The 16,768-nt window shown below is 54.0% G+C and carries 12 protein-coding genes; 5 read left to right on the top strand and 7 right to left on the bottom strand.

Translation table 11 applies throughout. The features are described from left to right. Positions 1-158 precede the first annotated feature (158 nt). The 4 genes from BLR64_RS18130 to BLR64_RS18115 all read left to right on the top strand — a co-directional run bounded on the left by BLR64_RS18130 (position 159) and on the right by BLR64_RS18115 (position 6,054). Positions 159-3,278, top strand: a complete 3,120-nt coding sequence (locus BLR64_RS18130; RefSeq protein WP_090716256.1) for an ATP-binding protein — start codon at positions 159-161, stop codon at positions 3,276-3,278. 11 nt (positions 3,279-3,289) lie between these two features. Then, a complete protein-coding gene (locus BLR64_RS18125; protein ID WP_090716255.1) occupies positions 3,290-4,384 on the top strand; it encodes a response regulator in 1,095 nt (364 codons plus the stop codon). Between the two features lie 262 nt (positions 4,385-4,646). Next, positions 4,647-5,327 carry a cohesin domain-containing protein gene (locus tag BLR64_RS30375; protein WP_167360718.1) on the top strand — a complete coding sequence of 227 codons (681 nt, stop codon included), beginning with the start codon at positions 4,647-4,649 and terminating at the stop codon, positions 5,325-5,327. 220 nt (positions 5,328-5,547) lie between these two features. Next, positions 5,548-6,054: a GNAT family N-acetyltransferase gene (locus tag BLR64_RS18115; RefSeq protein WP_090716251.1), complete on the top strand. Its 507-nt coding sequence runs from the start codon at positions 5,548-5,550 to the stop codon at positions 6,052-6,054. Between the two features lie 102 nt (positions 6,055-6,156). On the opposite strand, the gene BLR64_RS18110 is transcribed toward BLR64_RS18115, so the two are convergent. From BLR64_RS18110 to BLR64_RS18095, 4 genes are all read right to left on the bottom strand, one after another. Next, positions 6,157-6,396, bottom strand: a complete 240-nt coding sequence (locus tag BLR64_RS18110; RefSeq protein WP_090716250.1) for a hypothetical protein — start codon at positions 6,394-6,396, stop codon at positions 6,157-6,159. 1 nt (position 6,397) lies between these two features. Next, the gene (hydA, locus tag BLR64_RS18105) at positions 6,398-7,825 is read right to left on the bottom strand and encodes a dihydropyrimidinase (RefSeq protein ID WP_090716248.1); all 1,428 of its coding nucleotides are present in this window, start codon (positions 7,823-7,825) and stop codon (positions 6,398-6,400) included. A gap of 1 nt (position 7,826) precedes the next feature. Next, entirely contained in the window at positions 7,827-9,116 is a 1,290-nt protein-coding gene (gene preA, locus BLR64_RS18100) for an NAD-dependent dihydropyrimidine dehydrogenase subunit PreA (protein WP_090716246.1), read from the bottom strand. Between the two features lie 82 nt (positions 9,117-9,198). Beyond that, positions 9,199-10,590 carry an NAD(P)-dependent oxidoreductase gene (locus tag BLR64_RS18095; RefSeq protein ID WP_090716245.1) on the bottom strand — a complete coding sequence of 464 codons (1,392 nt, stop codon included), beginning with the start codon at positions 10,588-10,590 and terminating at the stop codon, positions 9,199-9,201. A gap of 328 nt (positions 10,591-10,918) precedes the next feature. Between BLR64_RS18095 and BLR64_RS18090 the strand changes: the two genes are divergently transcribed. After that, entirely contained in the window at positions 10,919-12,607 is a 1,689-nt protein-coding gene (locus tag BLR64_RS18090) for a PucR family transcriptional regulator (protein WP_090716243.1), read from the top strand. Here the strand turns inward: BLR64_RS18090 and BLR64_RS18085 are convergent. The 3 genes from BLR64_RS18085 to BLR64_RS18075 all read right to left on the bottom strand — a co-directional run bounded on the left by BLR64_RS18085 (position 12,573) and on the right by BLR64_RS18075 (position 16,640). Further along, complete coding sequence (locus tag BLR64_RS18085) at positions 12,573-13,940, bottom strand: aspartate aminotransferase family protein (protein WP_090716242.1); 1,368 nt, start codon at positions 13,938-13,940, stop codon at positions 12,573-12,575. The genes BLR64_RS18090 and BLR64_RS18085 overlap by 35 nt on opposite strands. Positions 13,941-13,977: 37 nt before the next feature. Beyond that, positions 13,978-15,441, bottom strand: a complete 1,464-nt coding sequence (locus BLR64_RS18080) for a CoA-acylating methylmalonate-semialdehyde dehydrogenase (protein WP_090716240.1) — start codon at positions 15,439-15,441, stop codon at positions 13,978-13,980. Between the two features lie 92 nt (positions 15,442-15,533). Continuing rightward, positions 15,534-16,640, bottom strand: a complete 1,107-nt coding sequence (locus tag BLR64_RS18075) for an ABC transporter substrate-binding protein (RefSeq protein ID WP_244157753.1) — start codon at positions 16,638-16,640, stop codon at positions 15,534-15,536. Positions 16,641-16,768: the final 128 nt, after the last annotated feature.

Below are 16,768 nucleotides of genomic sequence, written 5' to 3'. Positions count from 1 at the left end.
TACTCAAAATTTCTCGAACCATGAGCCTCAATTATACAATAACTCTTTACCGGACGCTTGTGACTGGACAAGCAGAAGCTGGCAGGGCTATGATGAAATTATTGACGAATTGATGCGGAATTTTACGAAAAAGTTCCAGCCTACGAAGTGAGGTCTGTATGAAACTGTTTGATTTCAGGCTGCTGGCTACGAGAACCCTTGGCTTTCTCTGTATCTGCCTGCTCGCAGCAACCGCAGCATATCCCCTGCTGAGCAGCAACAGCGATTCATGTGCAGCAGTAAAGCCCGGCATGATTGATTTGTCCGCCTGCACTTTTGATAAAGATTCAACCTTTACGCTGGACGGCAAGTGGGAGTTTTACTGGAATCAGCTGCTTGATCCTGCAAACACCAGCCGGGCAGAAGGTATAAGCTACATTTCTGTGCCGGGAAGCTGGAAGACATGGACGCAAAGGGATTACGGCCGCTATGGCTTTGCCACCTACCGCCTGCAACTGCTGCTGCCGGCGGACAACGAATCCTTTGCGCTCAAGGTGAACAATATCCGCAATGCCAGCCAGCTCTTTATAAACGGCAAGCCGTCGGGAGGCAGCGGCATTCCGGGACAGACACTGAACACCACGGAGCCCCGCAATCAGCCCTATTCAGTCACCTCTCCGAGCGTTAGCGGGCGTGCTGAAATTGTTATCCATGCCTCCAACTTCACTTACGACAGCGGCGGAATCGCTGAATCCATCCGGATCGGAACGCCGGAGGCTGTTCAGGCACTGGACAAGCGGAACAGCGTCTACGATATGATGCTTGTGGCCGGCTTCGCTTTTATCAGCGTCTATTTCCTGGGTCAGGGATTGCAGCGTAAAGAGGACTACTCATCGTTCCAGCTGGCGATGTACTGCTTTACGATTGTCTTATATATGCTCACCCACAGCGAAAAGCTGCTGTTTGACCTGTCTCCTTCTATCTCATATGAGTGGTTCAGCAAACTGCAGCTGATATCTGGCGTAATCGGCTTCTCCTTTGTTGCCGGCTATACCTACACTTTGTTCCCTGCCCTGTATTCAAGGATATTCCAGCGGATTACGTTCACCTACTCTATCGGGTTCTTTCTCCTGACACTCGTAAGCTCAATCCGGCTTTACTCACGGGCGTCCAGTATATTGCTAATCTTCAGCTTAATATCAATAATCTATACCTTTTATGTGATGCTCCGCGCTGTACTTAAGAAAGAAATCGGCTCCTTTTATTTGCTGATCGGTGCAATCGCCGCCATTATATTTACACTCTCGCTGACCAGTAACCTGGTGCTGGGCACAGGCTTCTATTCCATACCGCCGGTTTCCGGCCCCATTTTCATACTGGCTGAGGGCCTGTTTCTCTCCGCGCGGCATGCCCATGCCTATGAGACTATCAAGCAGCTGTCCCACCAGCTTGCCCGAAAGGACAGGGACAAGGATGAATTCCTGCTGAAAACCTCCAATGAGCTGCGGACACCGCTGAATGCCATTATCAACATTTCATTATCTCTCTACGAAGGCAGCGGAGGGTCACTCAGCTCCTCACAGCGCGAGGATATGCGCCTGATTCTCGGTACCGGCAGACGGCTGGCGTTCATGGTCAGAGATATCCTCGATTATGAGCAGATCAAGCGGGAGCGGATCACACTCCACTGGAAGCAGGTCGACATTCAGGGAATCGCCAATATCGTGATTGAGGTGTTCCAGTTCCTGAATATCAAGGAGGATATCCGAATCAAGAACCGCATCCCGCCGGGGGTCTATCAGATTGAGGCAGACGAGCACCGGCTAATGCAGATCCTGTACAACCTGCTCGACAACGCCCTCAAATTCACTGACCGCGGCAGCGTGGTATTCGAAGCGGAGCGGCGGGAGGATGTCATCTCCATCTCCGTGACCGATACGGGCAGAGGAATCCCCCCGGAGCGTCTGGAGAGTATATTCCGCGACTATGAGCAGGTCAATGAAGCGGACTCGCTGGAGAGCGGCGGGCTCGGCCTGGGTCTGGCCATCACCCGCAAGCTTGTCGAGCTGCACGGAGGCAGCATTAAGGTCAAATCTGCGCCCGGACGGGGAAGCACCTTTACCTTTGCCATTCCTGTCAGCCAGCCTGCGCCGGCAACAGCAGAGCCCGAAAGCCGCGAGCTGCTGCTTACACCGGTAAAGCCGCCTCCGGAAGCTTTTGAGGATGACTGGAAGTACCCCGCCATCCCGCTGCCGCAATATAACGGGGGAGGCGAAGCCGGCGGGGATTCCCCGCGTATCCTGATAGTAGATGATGATTATGCCAACCTCAAGGCGCTAACCAACCTGCTGTCACTGGAGAACTATACGATCACCAGTATCCGCAGCGGCAAAGAGGCGCTTGCCCTTCTGGCGGAGGACCGCAATTTCGACCTCTGCATCATTGATGTCATGATGCCGGAAATGTCGGGGCTGGAGCTTTGCAGAATCATCCGCAAAACCTTCAGCCCGCTGGATCTGCCTGTTCTCATGGCCACCGCCGGACAGCAGCTCCATTTTAACGAGTCAGCCTTCCGGGCCGGAGCCAACGATTTTATCCATAAACCCTATGCCTGGAGCGATTTGAAGGGACGTGTCAAAACTCTGGTTGATCTGAGAAGGTCGGTCGCCGAGCGGCTCAGTTCGGAAATAGCCATGCTGCGTGCCCAGATCAAGCCCCACTTCCTTTATAACGCCATTAACACGATCATCTGGATGAGTACAAGGGACAATGAGAAAACGAGGCAGCTGCTGTACGATCTCAGCCACTTTTTAAGGGGAAGCTTTGATTTCAGCAACCAGGAAACGGCGATCCCCTTCGAGAAGGAGCTGGAGCTGATTGAAGCCTACCTGTCGCTGGAGCAGGCCCGTTTCGGCAAGCGGCTGAGTGTGCAGTACAATATCGAGGTCTCTGAATTCATGCTGCCCCCGCTGATCGTTCAGCCGATTGTCGAAAACGCTGTCCGCCACGGGCTAATGGAGAAAATAGGAGGGGGCACCCTGGTCCTTACCACCAGCCGGCAGGGCGGAAATATTGTGATTACCGTCGCCGATAACGGCAAGGGCATGAGCGACGAGCAGCTGGCTTACTGGATGCAGGACGACTACCGTTCTTCGCCGCGTCAGGGAACAGGGATCGGGCTTAAAAATATTAACCGCAGGCTGCTGAAGCAATTCGGCCACCCGCTGCTGCTTACCCGCGGCCAGGACGGGGGAATTGAAGTACTTATAAGAATACCGTGGAAGGATGAGGTCTCCTGAATTATTCTGTAATGGTTGTAGATGATGAATGGCCGGCGCTGGAACAGATGCGCGAGCTGCTGCAGCAATGTGAGAACATTGCTTCAATCCATGTCTTTGATAATCCCCGGGAGGCCTTCACGGCCGCCGCCGAGCAGAAGCCGGATCTGATCTTTCTGGATATTCAAATGCCCGAGCTGTCCGGGCTTGCCTTTGCAGAGAATCTGCTGCCGTTCTCACCGGATACGGAGATCGTATTCGTGACTGCCTACCGCAGCTATGCTGTGGAAGCCTTCGACCTCTCGGCGGCGGATTATCTGCTGAAGCCTGTAGACCCGCCCCGCCTGCGCAAAGCCTGGTCCAAGTTTCTGTCCAGGCGGGCACAGTCCGGACAGCCGGGGGCCCCAAGCGCGAGCGCAAGCTTTCAGTACCTGGGCGGCCATACCTTAACCGGGCCCCTTGGCGTTGTTAAGTGGAGCACGCACAAGGCAGAGGAATTATTCGCTTATCTGTGGATACATAGGCAAGGCAGCGTCAGTGTCATCCTGAACGATGTTTTTCCGCAGTGGAATTATGAGAAAGGCAAGCAGTATCTGCATACCACCATCTATCAGATCCGCAAAACCTTAAAAAATGCCGATCTGGGCGACAACATCGAGCTGACCTCGGACCGGGAAAATTACCGGCTGGAAGCCAAGGGCATCGAAGGAGATGCGGAACGGTTTCAGGAAGCAGCTCTTGCAGCGCTGCAGGATAACGATCTGGAGCGTATGCGGGATGCCTCCTCTCTTTATACGGGCGAGCTGCTGCAGTCTCTGGACAGCCTGTGGATTTATTCGGCCAGGGACAAATACCGCCAGCTGTATCTGAAGCTGCTGGAGCAGCTGACACTCGGGCTTATCCAGACAGGACGCCAATATGAGGCAGAGGAATATGCCCTGCGCCTGGCCGAGCTTGAACCGCTGGAGGAAAGCTATGCCCTGCAGATCATCTCGCTCTATTACGAAATCGGCAAGCCTTTACGCGCCCAGCGGCGCTTCACCCAGTTCCGTGAATCCTACAGGAACGAAATGGGCGGGGAGCTCCCGGAGTGGTTCCTTGAAGCATATAAGCGTCTCGGAACCTAATCTTTCACAATCAGGCAGATCGGCCGCAGCAGGATGCGGTAAAGTGAATTTGGAGATATATAAGCAACAAAAAAATAACCCGGCAGCAGCCTGCCAGGTTATTTTTTTCGCTATTTTCCGTAATAAAGCGCTCTCATTTCGATTTTTTCCGTCACACTTCGACTTTTTATCAGTGTTTTATCAGTGGCAAATAGTACCATTGATGTACACAGCAACGATTACACACCGTATAGTATCAAACGAGTATATGGAGGTTGTTACAATGAACGGATGGACAGGCTTAAAAAAATATTTTAAAGGAACCAATTTCCTTACCCTTATGTTCTCCATGATGCGCGAGGTCACTATAGACAATACGCCGCCTGCTATGACTGTCGAGGTTACAACTGATCAGCCTGCCTATGCGCCGGGAGATGAAGTCACTGTGCTCGTGAACCTGCGGAATTTCGCTTCTAATGATCACGGCTACAGCTACATGAATTTTACAGTACAATATGACAGTGAAGTTTTTGATAACTCGGAATATCTCGTACAATCAGCCTATAGCGATTCCGCTTTCACCCCGGGCAACGAGGTCAGTAATATATTTCAGTTTAATTTCATGAATCCCGTCGACGGCGGTATTTATTTCGGAATGAACTCGACGATGCGCGGCATCGACATCCAGGTTGAAACCAACTCGAAGCACACCCAAATCCCGGCTGTCGACCAGACACTGGTCACTTTCAAGCTCCGGGTAAAGGAGCATACACTGGCATCCGCCTCAACAATCAGCCTGGCTAATGAATTCACCCGGATCAGAACATCCGAAGCCGGCAACAGTGTTTACCTCTATTCTCCTGACATCACCGTACATACTTCCGAACCCGTAGCCATTATTCCGACTCCTCAGGTCTCCGTATACTCCATGGGTCCTAACGTTAATGCCCACCGCTTAGCCTAATATTGCAATTAGATCTTATGTATATCGAATGTATATCGATCATATATCGAACCCGGTATATTTAATATAATTAACCAAACCTTCTCATGATGAAACAGGCTTTTCTACGTTCTTGGCACCGGACGCGGGAAAAGCCTGTTTGTGTATTGGCATTTCCGCCAATCTCATGTACTGTGTTCTTATATTTCGAGCTTATTCATATATAAGGAGAGAGGTAAGGATGCTTATCACTTCACAAAATATAGATCTGCGGCCGACTGCGCTGCAGGATCTCGACTTCGTACTGACCGCCGAGCAGGACGAGCACAACTGCCGTTATGTTGGGCAATGGAGCAGGGAGAAGCATGCTGCGGCCATCTCTGATGAAGATGTCCTGCATCTGATTATTCAGGATAAAATCGGCCAGCCGGCAGGCTACATTATTGTCACAGGACTGCAGGACCCCAATCTGTGCACATGTCTTCTGCGGATTGTCCTTCATACGAAAGGCCGCGGATACGGCACTGCAGCAGTCTGCATGATCCGGGAATGGATCTTCAGGAACACCAAGACACACCGGCTTTGGCTGGATGTAAAAGATTTCAACCTGAGAGCACGGCATGTGTATGAGACAGCTGGTTTTAAAGTGGAGGGAGTGCTGCGGGAAGCGGTAAAACGCGGAGATACCTTCGACTCCATGGTGATTATGTCAATCCTGCGGCAAGAGTACGAAGAGCAATTATATTAACCTGAACATGTCTTTAATACACAAACCCATATCAAAACTGCCGGTTCCATCCGTACCTGGGTACGCCGGCAACCGGCAGTCTGCCAGCTTCTAATTCATATATTAAATAGAAGCTTCAACCGGCGCTGCCGGCCTGATCCCGGCAAAAACGGCTGTAGTCACATGCTTGCGCGCATCCGCCGTCAGCAGCAGCAGCTTTACCGGGTCACCGTCTGAACCACTGCGGATAAATGTTACCTCGGCACCGTCCAGATCCTCTTTGATATTTACTATTCCATAACCCTGCTGCAGCAGCTTATCAACAGCCTGCCGCTCCTTGTCAAACTCCGCAAATGCTGACATATCACACCACTCCTCCGCTGATCTCCGCTTTGGCGGGAAATGCCGTCTCCGCCTCGAACCGTTTGCGGCGCAGGTACTGACCTGCCCCCGCCTGCCCGACGAACTGCTTGTCACGGATGACAAACTCGCCGCGGCTTAACACTGATACCGGTTCGCCCTTGATCTCAAAGCCTTCAAACGCATTATAATCGACGTTCATGTGATGGGTTGCAGCCGAAAGAGTTCTTTCAACGGAAGGATCAAAGATGACAATATCGGCATCACTGCCGATGGCGATCGTTCCCTTCTGCGGGAAAAGGCCGAACAGCCTGGCGCTTGAGGTAGAGATGATATCAACGAACTTGTTCAATGAGATGCGGCCTTTCTGCACACCCTCGGAGTACAGCAGGCTGAAGCGGTCCTCGATGGTCGGTCCGCCGTTCGGGATTTTGGAGAAATCACCGCGTCCCAGATCCTTCTGCCCCTTGAAATCAAAGGAACACTGGTCGGAGCCGATGGTCTGCAGCGAACCGTTCCACAGCGCATCCCACAGCACATCCTGATTCCACTGCTCGCGCAGCGGCGGTGACCATACGTACTTGGCGCCCTCAAAGTCCGGCTTCTCAAGCGCAGTCTGATCCAGCACAAGATACTGCGGGCAGGTCTCGCCGTAGACACGCAGCCCTTTCTTACGGGCCTCGGCAATCTTCCATACCGCTTCAGCACAAGTGACATGAACCACGTAAAGCTGCGAATCAGTCAACTCGGTCAGATAAGCAGCCCGGCCGGTAGCTTCACCTTCGAGCTCCGGCGGCCGGGTCAGAGCATGATAGATCGGGTCTGTATTGCCGGCTGCCAGCGCCTGCTCCACCAGATATTCAATCACATCCCCGTTCTCGGCATGAACCATAACAAGCGCACCCTCCCGCTTGGCGGCCTGCAGTGTTTTGTACAATACGCCGTCATCAGCCTGGAAAGTATTCTTGTAAGCCATGAATACCTTCAGTGAAGTGATGCCCTCTTGTTCGATAATCTGTGGCAGCTCGCCGAGCACCCGGTCATTTAACTCGGACACCATCAGGTGGAAGCTGTAGTCAATCACAGCTTTGCCCTGTGATTTGTTATGCCATGTATCCACAGCGCTCTGCAGCGGCTGGCCTTTGGTGGTGAGGCAGAAGTCAATTACGGTTGTCGTACCGCCGTAGGCAGCGGCGATCGTCCCGCTCTCGAAGTCATCGGCGGTGACCGTTCCGCCAAAAGGCATATCCAGGTGGGTGTGCGGATCTATCCCTCCCGGGAACACATAGCAGCCGGAGGCATCCACAATTTCAGCGCCCGGCACCTCCAGATTCAGTCCAATTCCGGTTACAATCCCGTTTTCAATCAGGACATCCCCAGTATACGTGTCTGCAGCAGTGACGATAGTTCCGTTCTTGATGATTTTGGCCATCTTAAACCACCTCCGCTTCTGAATATGAGCCGTTCAGGGTGCTGATTACCTGCTGCCGCTGGTTCCAGGTCATCGGCGCCGCCCCGCTGTCCAGCGCGATCATATCAATTGCGCCGTCAGCCGGGCAGACAATGGAGCACAGGTTGCAGCCTACACAGTCTTCCTCACGCACCTGCAGAACCGCCTTGCCGTCAGCATTCGTGAGCATATCAATACATTGATGAGAAGCATCTTCGCAGGCAATGTGGCACTTGTTGCAGTTAATGCAGTTGTCTTCGTTGATCCGTGCAACGACTTTGTAATTCAGATCGAGGTCACCCCAGTTGGAGTATTTCGGCACCGATTTGCCGATCAGCTCTGTTACCGAAGCGAGCCCTTTGTCATCCAGATAGTTATTCAAGCCGTCTATCATCTCTTCAACGATCCGGAAGCCGTGATGCATGACCGCCGTACAGACCTGGATGCCGGTCGCCCCCATCAGCATGAACTCAACTACGTCCTGCCAGGTGGAGATGCCGCCGATTCCTGAGATCGGAATGCCGACCCCGCGGTCACGCGCACATTCAGCCACCATGCTCAGGGCAATCGGCTTGACAGCAGGTCCGCAGTAACCGCCGTGTGCACCTTGTCCGCCAACATGCGGAATGGTGTTCCAGCTGTGAATATCCACTCCCGCCAGGCTGTTAATCGTATTGATCAGGCTGATTGCATCTGCGCCGCCTTTGGCCGCATGGCGGGCAACAACGGTAATGTCAGTGATATTAGGAGTGAGCTTGACAATTACCGGTGTGGTCGCCACTTCCTTGACCCAGGTCGTCTGTGCCTGTACGAGATCAGGCTGCTGGCCTGAAGCAGCACCCATTCCGCGCTCAGCCATCCCGTGCGGGCAGCCGAAGTTCAGCTCCAGCCCGTCAACCCCGACATCCTCCACCCGCTTGACGATCTCATGCCATTTCTCCCGCTTGGGCTCTACCATCAAGGAGGCAATCACCGCATGGCCGGGAAATTTCTTTTTCGTTTCGTAAATTTCCTTCAGGTTTACCTCCAGCGGCCGGTCCGTGATCAGCTCAATATTGTTGAAGCCTGCTACGCGCTGCCCGTTGAAATGAACTGCCGCAAAACGCGACGAGGTGTTAATGATCGGATCGCCCAGCGTCTTCCAGACGGCGCCGCCCCAGCCGGCCTCGAAGGCCCGCTGCACCTGATAGCCTGTATTGGTAGGCGGCGCGGAAGCCAGCCAGAACGGATTGGGTGATTGAATTCCTGCAAGATCAATTCGCAGATCTGCCATAGTTGTTCCCTCCCTGTCATATGTAGTCCGGGGATACCCGCCGGGCTGCGTTGCATATTCCTGTCTGTCTGCGAGGCAGCGGTTAAACCGCAGAACCCACTACACTGTCCTGCAGACCGGATAACTGCCTGACTATGGCATAAGCCGCATCCTTGCCCTGCTGGGCGGCTGATACAACCATTGCCTCACCGTTGCCGGAGCCGAAGACGATATCGCCGGCAGCATAGATCATCGGATCAGAGGTCCGTCCGGTCTTCCGGTCAATCTTCACCACGCCCCGGTCATGCTCCAGCCCCAGCGACTCAATCAGGTCAATCCGCCGCTTCTGTCCGATTGCTATAACTACAGCATCAACCGGCATGACGAATTCCGAGCCTTCAACCGGCATCGGCGTCAGACGTCCATCCTTGCCTGTTTCACCGGTCAGCTTCATCCGGACGCATTCCAGTCCGGTCACATTGCCCAGTGCATCGCCGACAATCCGTTTGGGCAGTGTCAGCCAGTTGAATTCCACGCCCTCCTGCTTGGCGAATTCATATTCAAAGTCATAAGCGGTCATCTCACTCCGGGTACGGCGGTAGACCATTTTGACACTCTCGGCTCCGAGCCGCACCGAGCAGGTAGCCGCATCAATGGCGGTATTGCCTGCGCCGATTACGGCGACGCGCTGTCCCATCAGCTCCAGCGTCGGAACCCCCGTCTTGGTCGTTTCAACCAGCTCTATGGCATCATAAACACCGGAAAGCTTCTCGCCTTCAATGCCGAGCGGCGGCACATAGCCCATTCCGGCTGCGAGCACTATGGCATCATAATTTTCCCTGAGCTCCTCCACAGTAATATCCACTCCAACCTTGACTCCGGTTAAGATCTGCACACCCAGCTTCTCAACCTGCTCCACTTCCCACAGCGAGATCGACTGCGGCAGCCGGAAGGACACGATCCCGTGTGTATTCAGTCCGCCTGCAAGCGGCTTGGCCTCATAGACCACCACGGCAAACCCTTCGCGTGCCAGCTCTCTGGCAGCGGACAAGCCTGCCGGACCACCGCCGATGACAGCAACCCTCCTGCCGTTTGGCACACCCGCTTTAAACAGCTGGATTCCGCTGTTAACGGCCCAGTCGGTGGCATAACGCTGCAGCAGTCCGATCTGAATCGGCGCGGAGGCATCGTTCAGTACGCAGGCCCCCTCACAGAGCTCCTCGGTCGGACAGACCCGCGCACAGCTGGCGCCAACCGGATTGGACTCCATAATCGTCATGGCTGAGCCCTTCAGATTATCGGTAGCAATCCGCTTAATAAAGGAAGGAATATTGATACCGGTGGGGCAAGCCTTGATGCAGGGCGCATCATAACAATAGAGACAGCGGTTGGATTCCTCCATTGCGCCCTTGCGGCTGAGTCCGGGCTCCGCCTCGGCAAAATTGCGCATAAACATATCAGGTGTAAATGCAGTTAACGGAGAAGAGTGCTCCATCAGTTATCCCTCCCTTTAATTTCATTACCTGCCTCGAAGAAGACAGTGACAATCTAACTTCTAAAGACAGATCAATGTTATATATAATAACATTATTACGATATTCTCCTTAATATTTTGCTTACACTCCGGGCCTAATGTAGTAAAATATACTTCAAACCTAATAAGCCCCTTTATTCAGCATCACATTAAGTCACATTTCCTAACATATTATATTCAAACTATATCCATTTCGTTTTTTTGTTACATTAGACACATTGTCTAATTTCAAAAGTGTATTTTTTACGCCGGAGATAGCAAGCAGGATAAAGAGCGAGGGGGAAAGCATATGGATTGGGAACTTGTATTTACGGTCCGGGACGCACTGAGAAGACCGCTGTTCGCAGATGCCGTGATCGCCGGTGGGAAAAACGGGCTGAACCGGGCAATCCGCTGGGTGCATGTACTGGAGAGCGCCAGCTTTGAAAGTCTGATCCACGGGGAGGAAATGATCCTGACAACAGGTATGGGAGCCAGCGCGGATACAGGGGCTTCCCTGGCCTTTTTGCAAAATCTGATTGATAAAAACGCCGCCTGTCTCTGCATCGAGCTCGGGGCTTACTTCAGCACAATTCCCCAGGAGATGATCGAGCTTGCAGACCGCCATGATTTTCCGCTGATCGCATTCACCCGCACCGTACGCTTCGTAGACATTACACTTGACCTGCATTCCCTCATCATCAACCGCCACCACAAGATGCTGCAGGAGCTGGAGAGCATTTCCCGTGAATTCCACCGTCTTACCCTGACCTCCCAGGGAACCCTGAAGGTACTGCAGCTGTTATGCAAAAGCACCCGCACCCAAATCGTCTATATGCAGCTCCAAGGCAAGCCGTTGTTTTTCCCGGCGCTTCCTCCGGAAGAGCAGCTCCCGCTGCTTGGCTTCTTTGAATCGCTTGACGATGAGCTTGAGGGCATACAGCCCGATGCCGCACCCTGCATCCGCGAGTTCGGACACAGAAAGATTGCCTTGAAGCCGGTAGGGGCGCTCGACCAGACCTGGGCTTATATTATGATGATCAGCAATCATAAGCCGCAGGAATTCGACTGTCTGCTGCTGGATTCCGCCTCACTCTCGATTGCACAGGAGCTGCTGCGTACCCGATATATGGAAGAACGCAAGCTGTTTTCGGAGAATCTGTGGGTCGATGAGCTGATCAGCGGACGTATCGAGGATGACAACCGGCTCAAGGGTCTGGTCGGCCCCGACTTTAATATCGTGAACGAGCTGAGCTACCGGGTCTGTCTGATTGAAATCGAGAATCCGCGCGATGTGAAATGGAACAGCTCGGAGAACGACTGGGAATCCATCACCTTCCACCTTTCACTCATCATCAGGTCCCTATTTGAGAAATACTCCCTGCGGCCTCTGATTACGCTGAAGAATAACCGGCTTACCGTCATTGCACTCGACATCCAGTCCAGGCTCCCCGGCAAGCTAAGGCTGCAGCAGGCACTGGATGCCCTTCAGCACATCCGCGCTGATGAAAAATTAAAGGACCTGCAGCTCGTTACCGGAGTCAGCAAGTCCCACAAAGGCCTGAAGCAGGCATATGCCGGCTATCAGGAGGCAGTACAATCCCTGTCACTCTATTCTTGTTACCAGAAGCCGGTACTCTTCTATGAAGAGCTGGGCGTGTTCCAGCTGCTCCTCAACCTTAATGACGGGAAGACGCTGGAGAACTTCATCCGCAGCTATCTGGGGCCGCTGATCGATCATGACCAGTCGAAGGGCAGCGAGCTGATGTTGACACTGCGCGTGTTCCTCGATCATGACGGCTCCAAGCAAATCGCCGCCCGCAACCTGTTCATTGTCAGGCAGTCCCTTTATTACCGGCTGGACAAAATCACCGAACTGCTCGGCGAGGACTTCATGCTCCCCGAGAACCGCATCTCGATCCAGGTTGCCCTGCGCGCCTATCAGCTGCTGTATCCCGATAAGCTCACGCTCCCCAGCTCCCGTTCAGCACAGCTGTGAGCGTATCAACAATGAATTGTATATCACTATCCGTAGACGAAAGCGGCGGTGCGAGTGTCAGTACATTGTTGAAGCCTGCCACAGTGTCACCGTTCTTGCCAATAATAAGCCCTTTAGCTTTACAATCGGCAATAATGCCTTTGACAGTATCCAGTCCGGCAGGCTGCCGGGTTGCCTTGTCAGCCACCAGCTCGATGCCGAGGATCAGTCCGAAGCTGCGGATATCGCCGACCAGCTTGTGATCAAGCAGCCCGGACAGCCCGCTGTACAGCCTCTGCCCCAGAATATCAGCGCGCTCCACCAGCTGCTCCTGCTCCATAATTTCCAGATTGCAGAGAGCAAGCGCACAGGCCGCCGGATTGCCGCCGAAGGTATTTACATGACGGAAGTGGCCGTAGCCGTCGCTACTATCCTTAAAAGCCTCATAAATATCCTTACGCACCGCAGTTGCTGACAGCGGCAGATAGGCGCTGGTCAGCCCCTTGGCCATGGTAACGATATCCGGCTTGATGCCGAAGTTCTGATGGCCGAATTTGCGCCCGGAACGCCCGAAGCCGCAGATGACCTCATCCATGATCAGCAGCACGCCGTATTTCCGGCAGATTTCCTGCACCCGGTCGAGATAAATCTGCTCCGGCACAATGACACCGCCGCCGGTAATGACCGGCTCCATGATTACAGCAGCTACAGTCTCTGCGCCCTCCCATACAATCGTATCCTCGATTGCCTGGGCACACTGCAGATTGAACGCCTCCACAGTCATGCCGGCAGGGCGGCGGTAGCTGTCCGGCGGCGCCACATGCAGGAACCCCGCAGCCAGCGGCTCATATTTGTATTTGCGCTGTGCCTGGCCTGTTGCAGACAAAGCTCCGAGCGAGCTGCCGTGGTAGCCGCGGTAACGGGCGATGAGTTTACTGCGGTAGTGCTGCCCAGTCTGCTGATGGTACTGGCGGACGATCTTGAAGGCCGCTTCATTCGCTTCAGAGCCGCTGTTGGAGAAGAAGATCACATAATCCCCTTCCAGCCATTCATTCAGCTTCTCGGCAAGCGCAATGGCCGGCATATGGCTCTGGGTGAGCGGGAAATACGGCAGGCTGAGCAGCTGGTTATAGGCGGCCTCCGCCAATTCCTTCCGCCCGTACCCGACATTTACACACCACAGCCCGGACATCCCGTCGAGATATTTATTGCCGTCAACATCGGTAACCCATGACCCGCTGGCCGAAGCCGCAATCATCGGAGGACTCTGCTCACTGTATGGAGTAATGTTATGCCATAAATAACGCTGATCCTTCTTTATGGCTGCTTCGCTCTCTTTGCCCAGGCTCTGCATGGCAGGTTCCCCTCTCCAAAATATCTTATTTGGGACACTAATAACGTGCAGTAATCATCTTCTTGCGGGTGTAGAATTCAACGCCGTCACGCCCGTTGGCATGAAGGTCGCCGTAGAAGGATTTCTTGTATCCGGAAAAAGGGAAAAAGGCCATTGGTGCCGGCACCCCGAGATTCACGCCCAGCATCCCTGCATCAATCTCTTCCCGGAACTCGCGGACCGCGCTGGCACTGTCAGTATACAGACAAGCACCGTTGGCAAACGGTGAACGGTTCGTAATCTCTATAGCTTCAGCAAGATCCTTTACGCGCACCACAGACAGCAGAGGAGCAAAAATCTCATCCTGCCAGATCGTCATTCCCGGCTGTACATGGTCGAAGATGGTCGGTCCAAGGAAATAGCCTGCTCCTGCTGCCGCGCTATCCTTCCGGCCGTCGCGTACCAGCTCCGCCTGCTCCTCGATCCCCTTTTCGATATAGCGGATCGTCCGTTCCTTATTCGCCTCCCGGATAACTGGCCCGAGAAATACACCGTCCTCCCTGCCGTCCCCGATCTTCAGGCCGTCGGCGGCCTGAATCAGGCGGCCAACCAGCTCATCGGCGATAGTCTCATGCACAACTACAACAGAGCAGGCCATACAGCGCTCACCCGCCGAGCCGAAAGCAGCTGCGGTTATATTCCTTACGGCGTTGTCCAGGTCGGCATCCGGCAGCACAATCGAGTGGTTTTTGGCGCCGGCCAGCGCCTGCACACGTTTGCCGTGAGCGGTCCCCTGTCTATACACATATTCCGCCACCGGCTGTGAGCCGACAAAGGAAATGGCCTTCACATCCTCATGCTCCAGCAGGCCGTTCACCACTTCATGCGCACCGTGCACCACATTCAGCACACCCGGCGGAAACCCGGCTTCGCCGAACAGCTCCGCCAGACGGTTAACCAGCAGCGGCGTACGCTCCGACGGCTTCAGCACAAAGGTGTTGCCGCAGGCCACTGCCAGCGGAAACATCCAGCAGGGCACCATCATCGGGAAGTTAAACGGCGCAATCCCGCCGATCACCCCCAGGGGGTAGCGGTACATGCCGGATTCGATGCCGGAGGCGATGTCCGGCAGCTGGCTGCCCATCATCAGTGTAGGAGCTCCCGAGGCGAATTCCACGCACTCAATGCCGCGCTGCACCTCACCCAGCGCCTCCTCCCTGCTCTTGCCGTTCTCCAGCGTAATCAGATCAGCCAGCTCATCCCGGTGCTGCACCAGCAGCTGCTGGTACTGGAAGAAATAGCGGGCCCGCCGCGGAACGGCAACCCTTTTCCATGAATGATAGGCAATTGCCGCCGCATGGACTGCAGCAGCCACTTCCTCCCTGCTTGAGATCGGAACATAGGCGATCACCTCGCCGGTTGCCGGATTGAATACCTCCTCTTCCTGTGCGGAGGGTGAATCCACCCAGCTTCCGTCCACATAGTTTCTGATTTTCTCTGCCTGCCTCACTACCAGGGACATGATTCCTCACCTCTTTCTTGATCTGGGCTGCCGATGATAATAGATGACCGCCTCACCGGCGGTCATCTGCGTGTTATTTATGGGCGTAAGGCTTACTCTGCTGCCATCTCGACAATCTCATTCGTATAGGCTTCATTCACATCGGCCGCTTCCTTGATTACTCCGAATTTGAGGGCAATATCCGCCGTCTGCTGGAATGCGGCCGCATCGGTATAGCCCAGCTTGGCAATATCGAAGCCCTCCGGCTGAATCAGCTTGGCTACTTCTGTCATCATAGTCAGCTGATGCTCGCGGGTTGTGCTGCCTTCCTCAGCCAGCTTCATTACGCTGTCCACAGCCGCTTCCGGATCGGCAATCGCATCCTTCCAGCCCTTGAGTGAAGCGCGGACGAACTTCGCTGCAGTCTCCTTATTATCCGCAAGCCATTCTTTATTGGCGAAGAGGTTATCCTCAAGCATGGCTACCCCCTCATCGTTCATATCAATAACTTTCAGATCTTCAGCCTTTACTCCCGATTCCAGCACAACCTGATATTCATTGTAGGTCATTGCCGAAGCAGCATCGATTTCACCGCCGAGGAACTGGTCCATGGTGAAGCCCTGCTTCGTGAAATTCAAATCCTTATTGGAATCGAGCTTATATTTATCGAACAGCGCCAGCAGTTCAAACTCATTGCCGCCCATCCAGTTTCCGACCTTTTTACCCTTCAGATCTGCCGGACTGTTGATTCCCGCATCTTTCTTGGACACCAGGACCAGGCCGCTCTTTTGGAAAATCTGTGCGATCTGTACCAATGGCATTTCCTGCTCCTGGCTGGTCAGCAGGCTTGCCACCCAATCCACCCCGATGTCTGCCGATCCGCCGGCCACCTGCTGCTCCGGTACAATGTCAGGCCCGCCTGGCAGGATTTCAACGTTCAGCCCCTCCTCGGCATAATAACCCTTATCCTGTGCCAGGAAATAACCGGCGAATTGCGCCTGGGGCACCCATTTCAGCTGCAGCTTGACCGTAACCGGCTCTGCAGCAGGCTCTGCTGTTGCCGCTCCCGGTGAAGCGGAAGCCTCTGCAGCCGTATTCGCTTCAGCGACAGGTGCATTGGCATTGTTGTTTCCTCCGCAGCCGGCCAGCAGAGAGGTGAGCATAATCATTGCCGCCAGCAATAGCCCGCCGTGCGATTTACCCTTTTTCCCGTTCTTCAAATGCAACTCCCCCTACCATTTTGAGTTTGTGGTTCTTGCACAGCACAGTATGGTTGCCATCATGGTGCCTATATCCATACGGCCTGCGGTCAGGTTCTCTGTCTCCCTCACGCAAAGGTCCGGATGTA

Source organism: Paenibacillus typhae, assembly GCF_900099765.1.
Classification (GTDB): Bacteria; Bacillota; Bacilli; order Paenibacillales; family Paenibacillaceae; genus Paenibacillus_AQ; species Paenibacillus_AQ typhae.
This window is presented reverse-complemented; position numbering and strand designations above follow the sequence as displayed.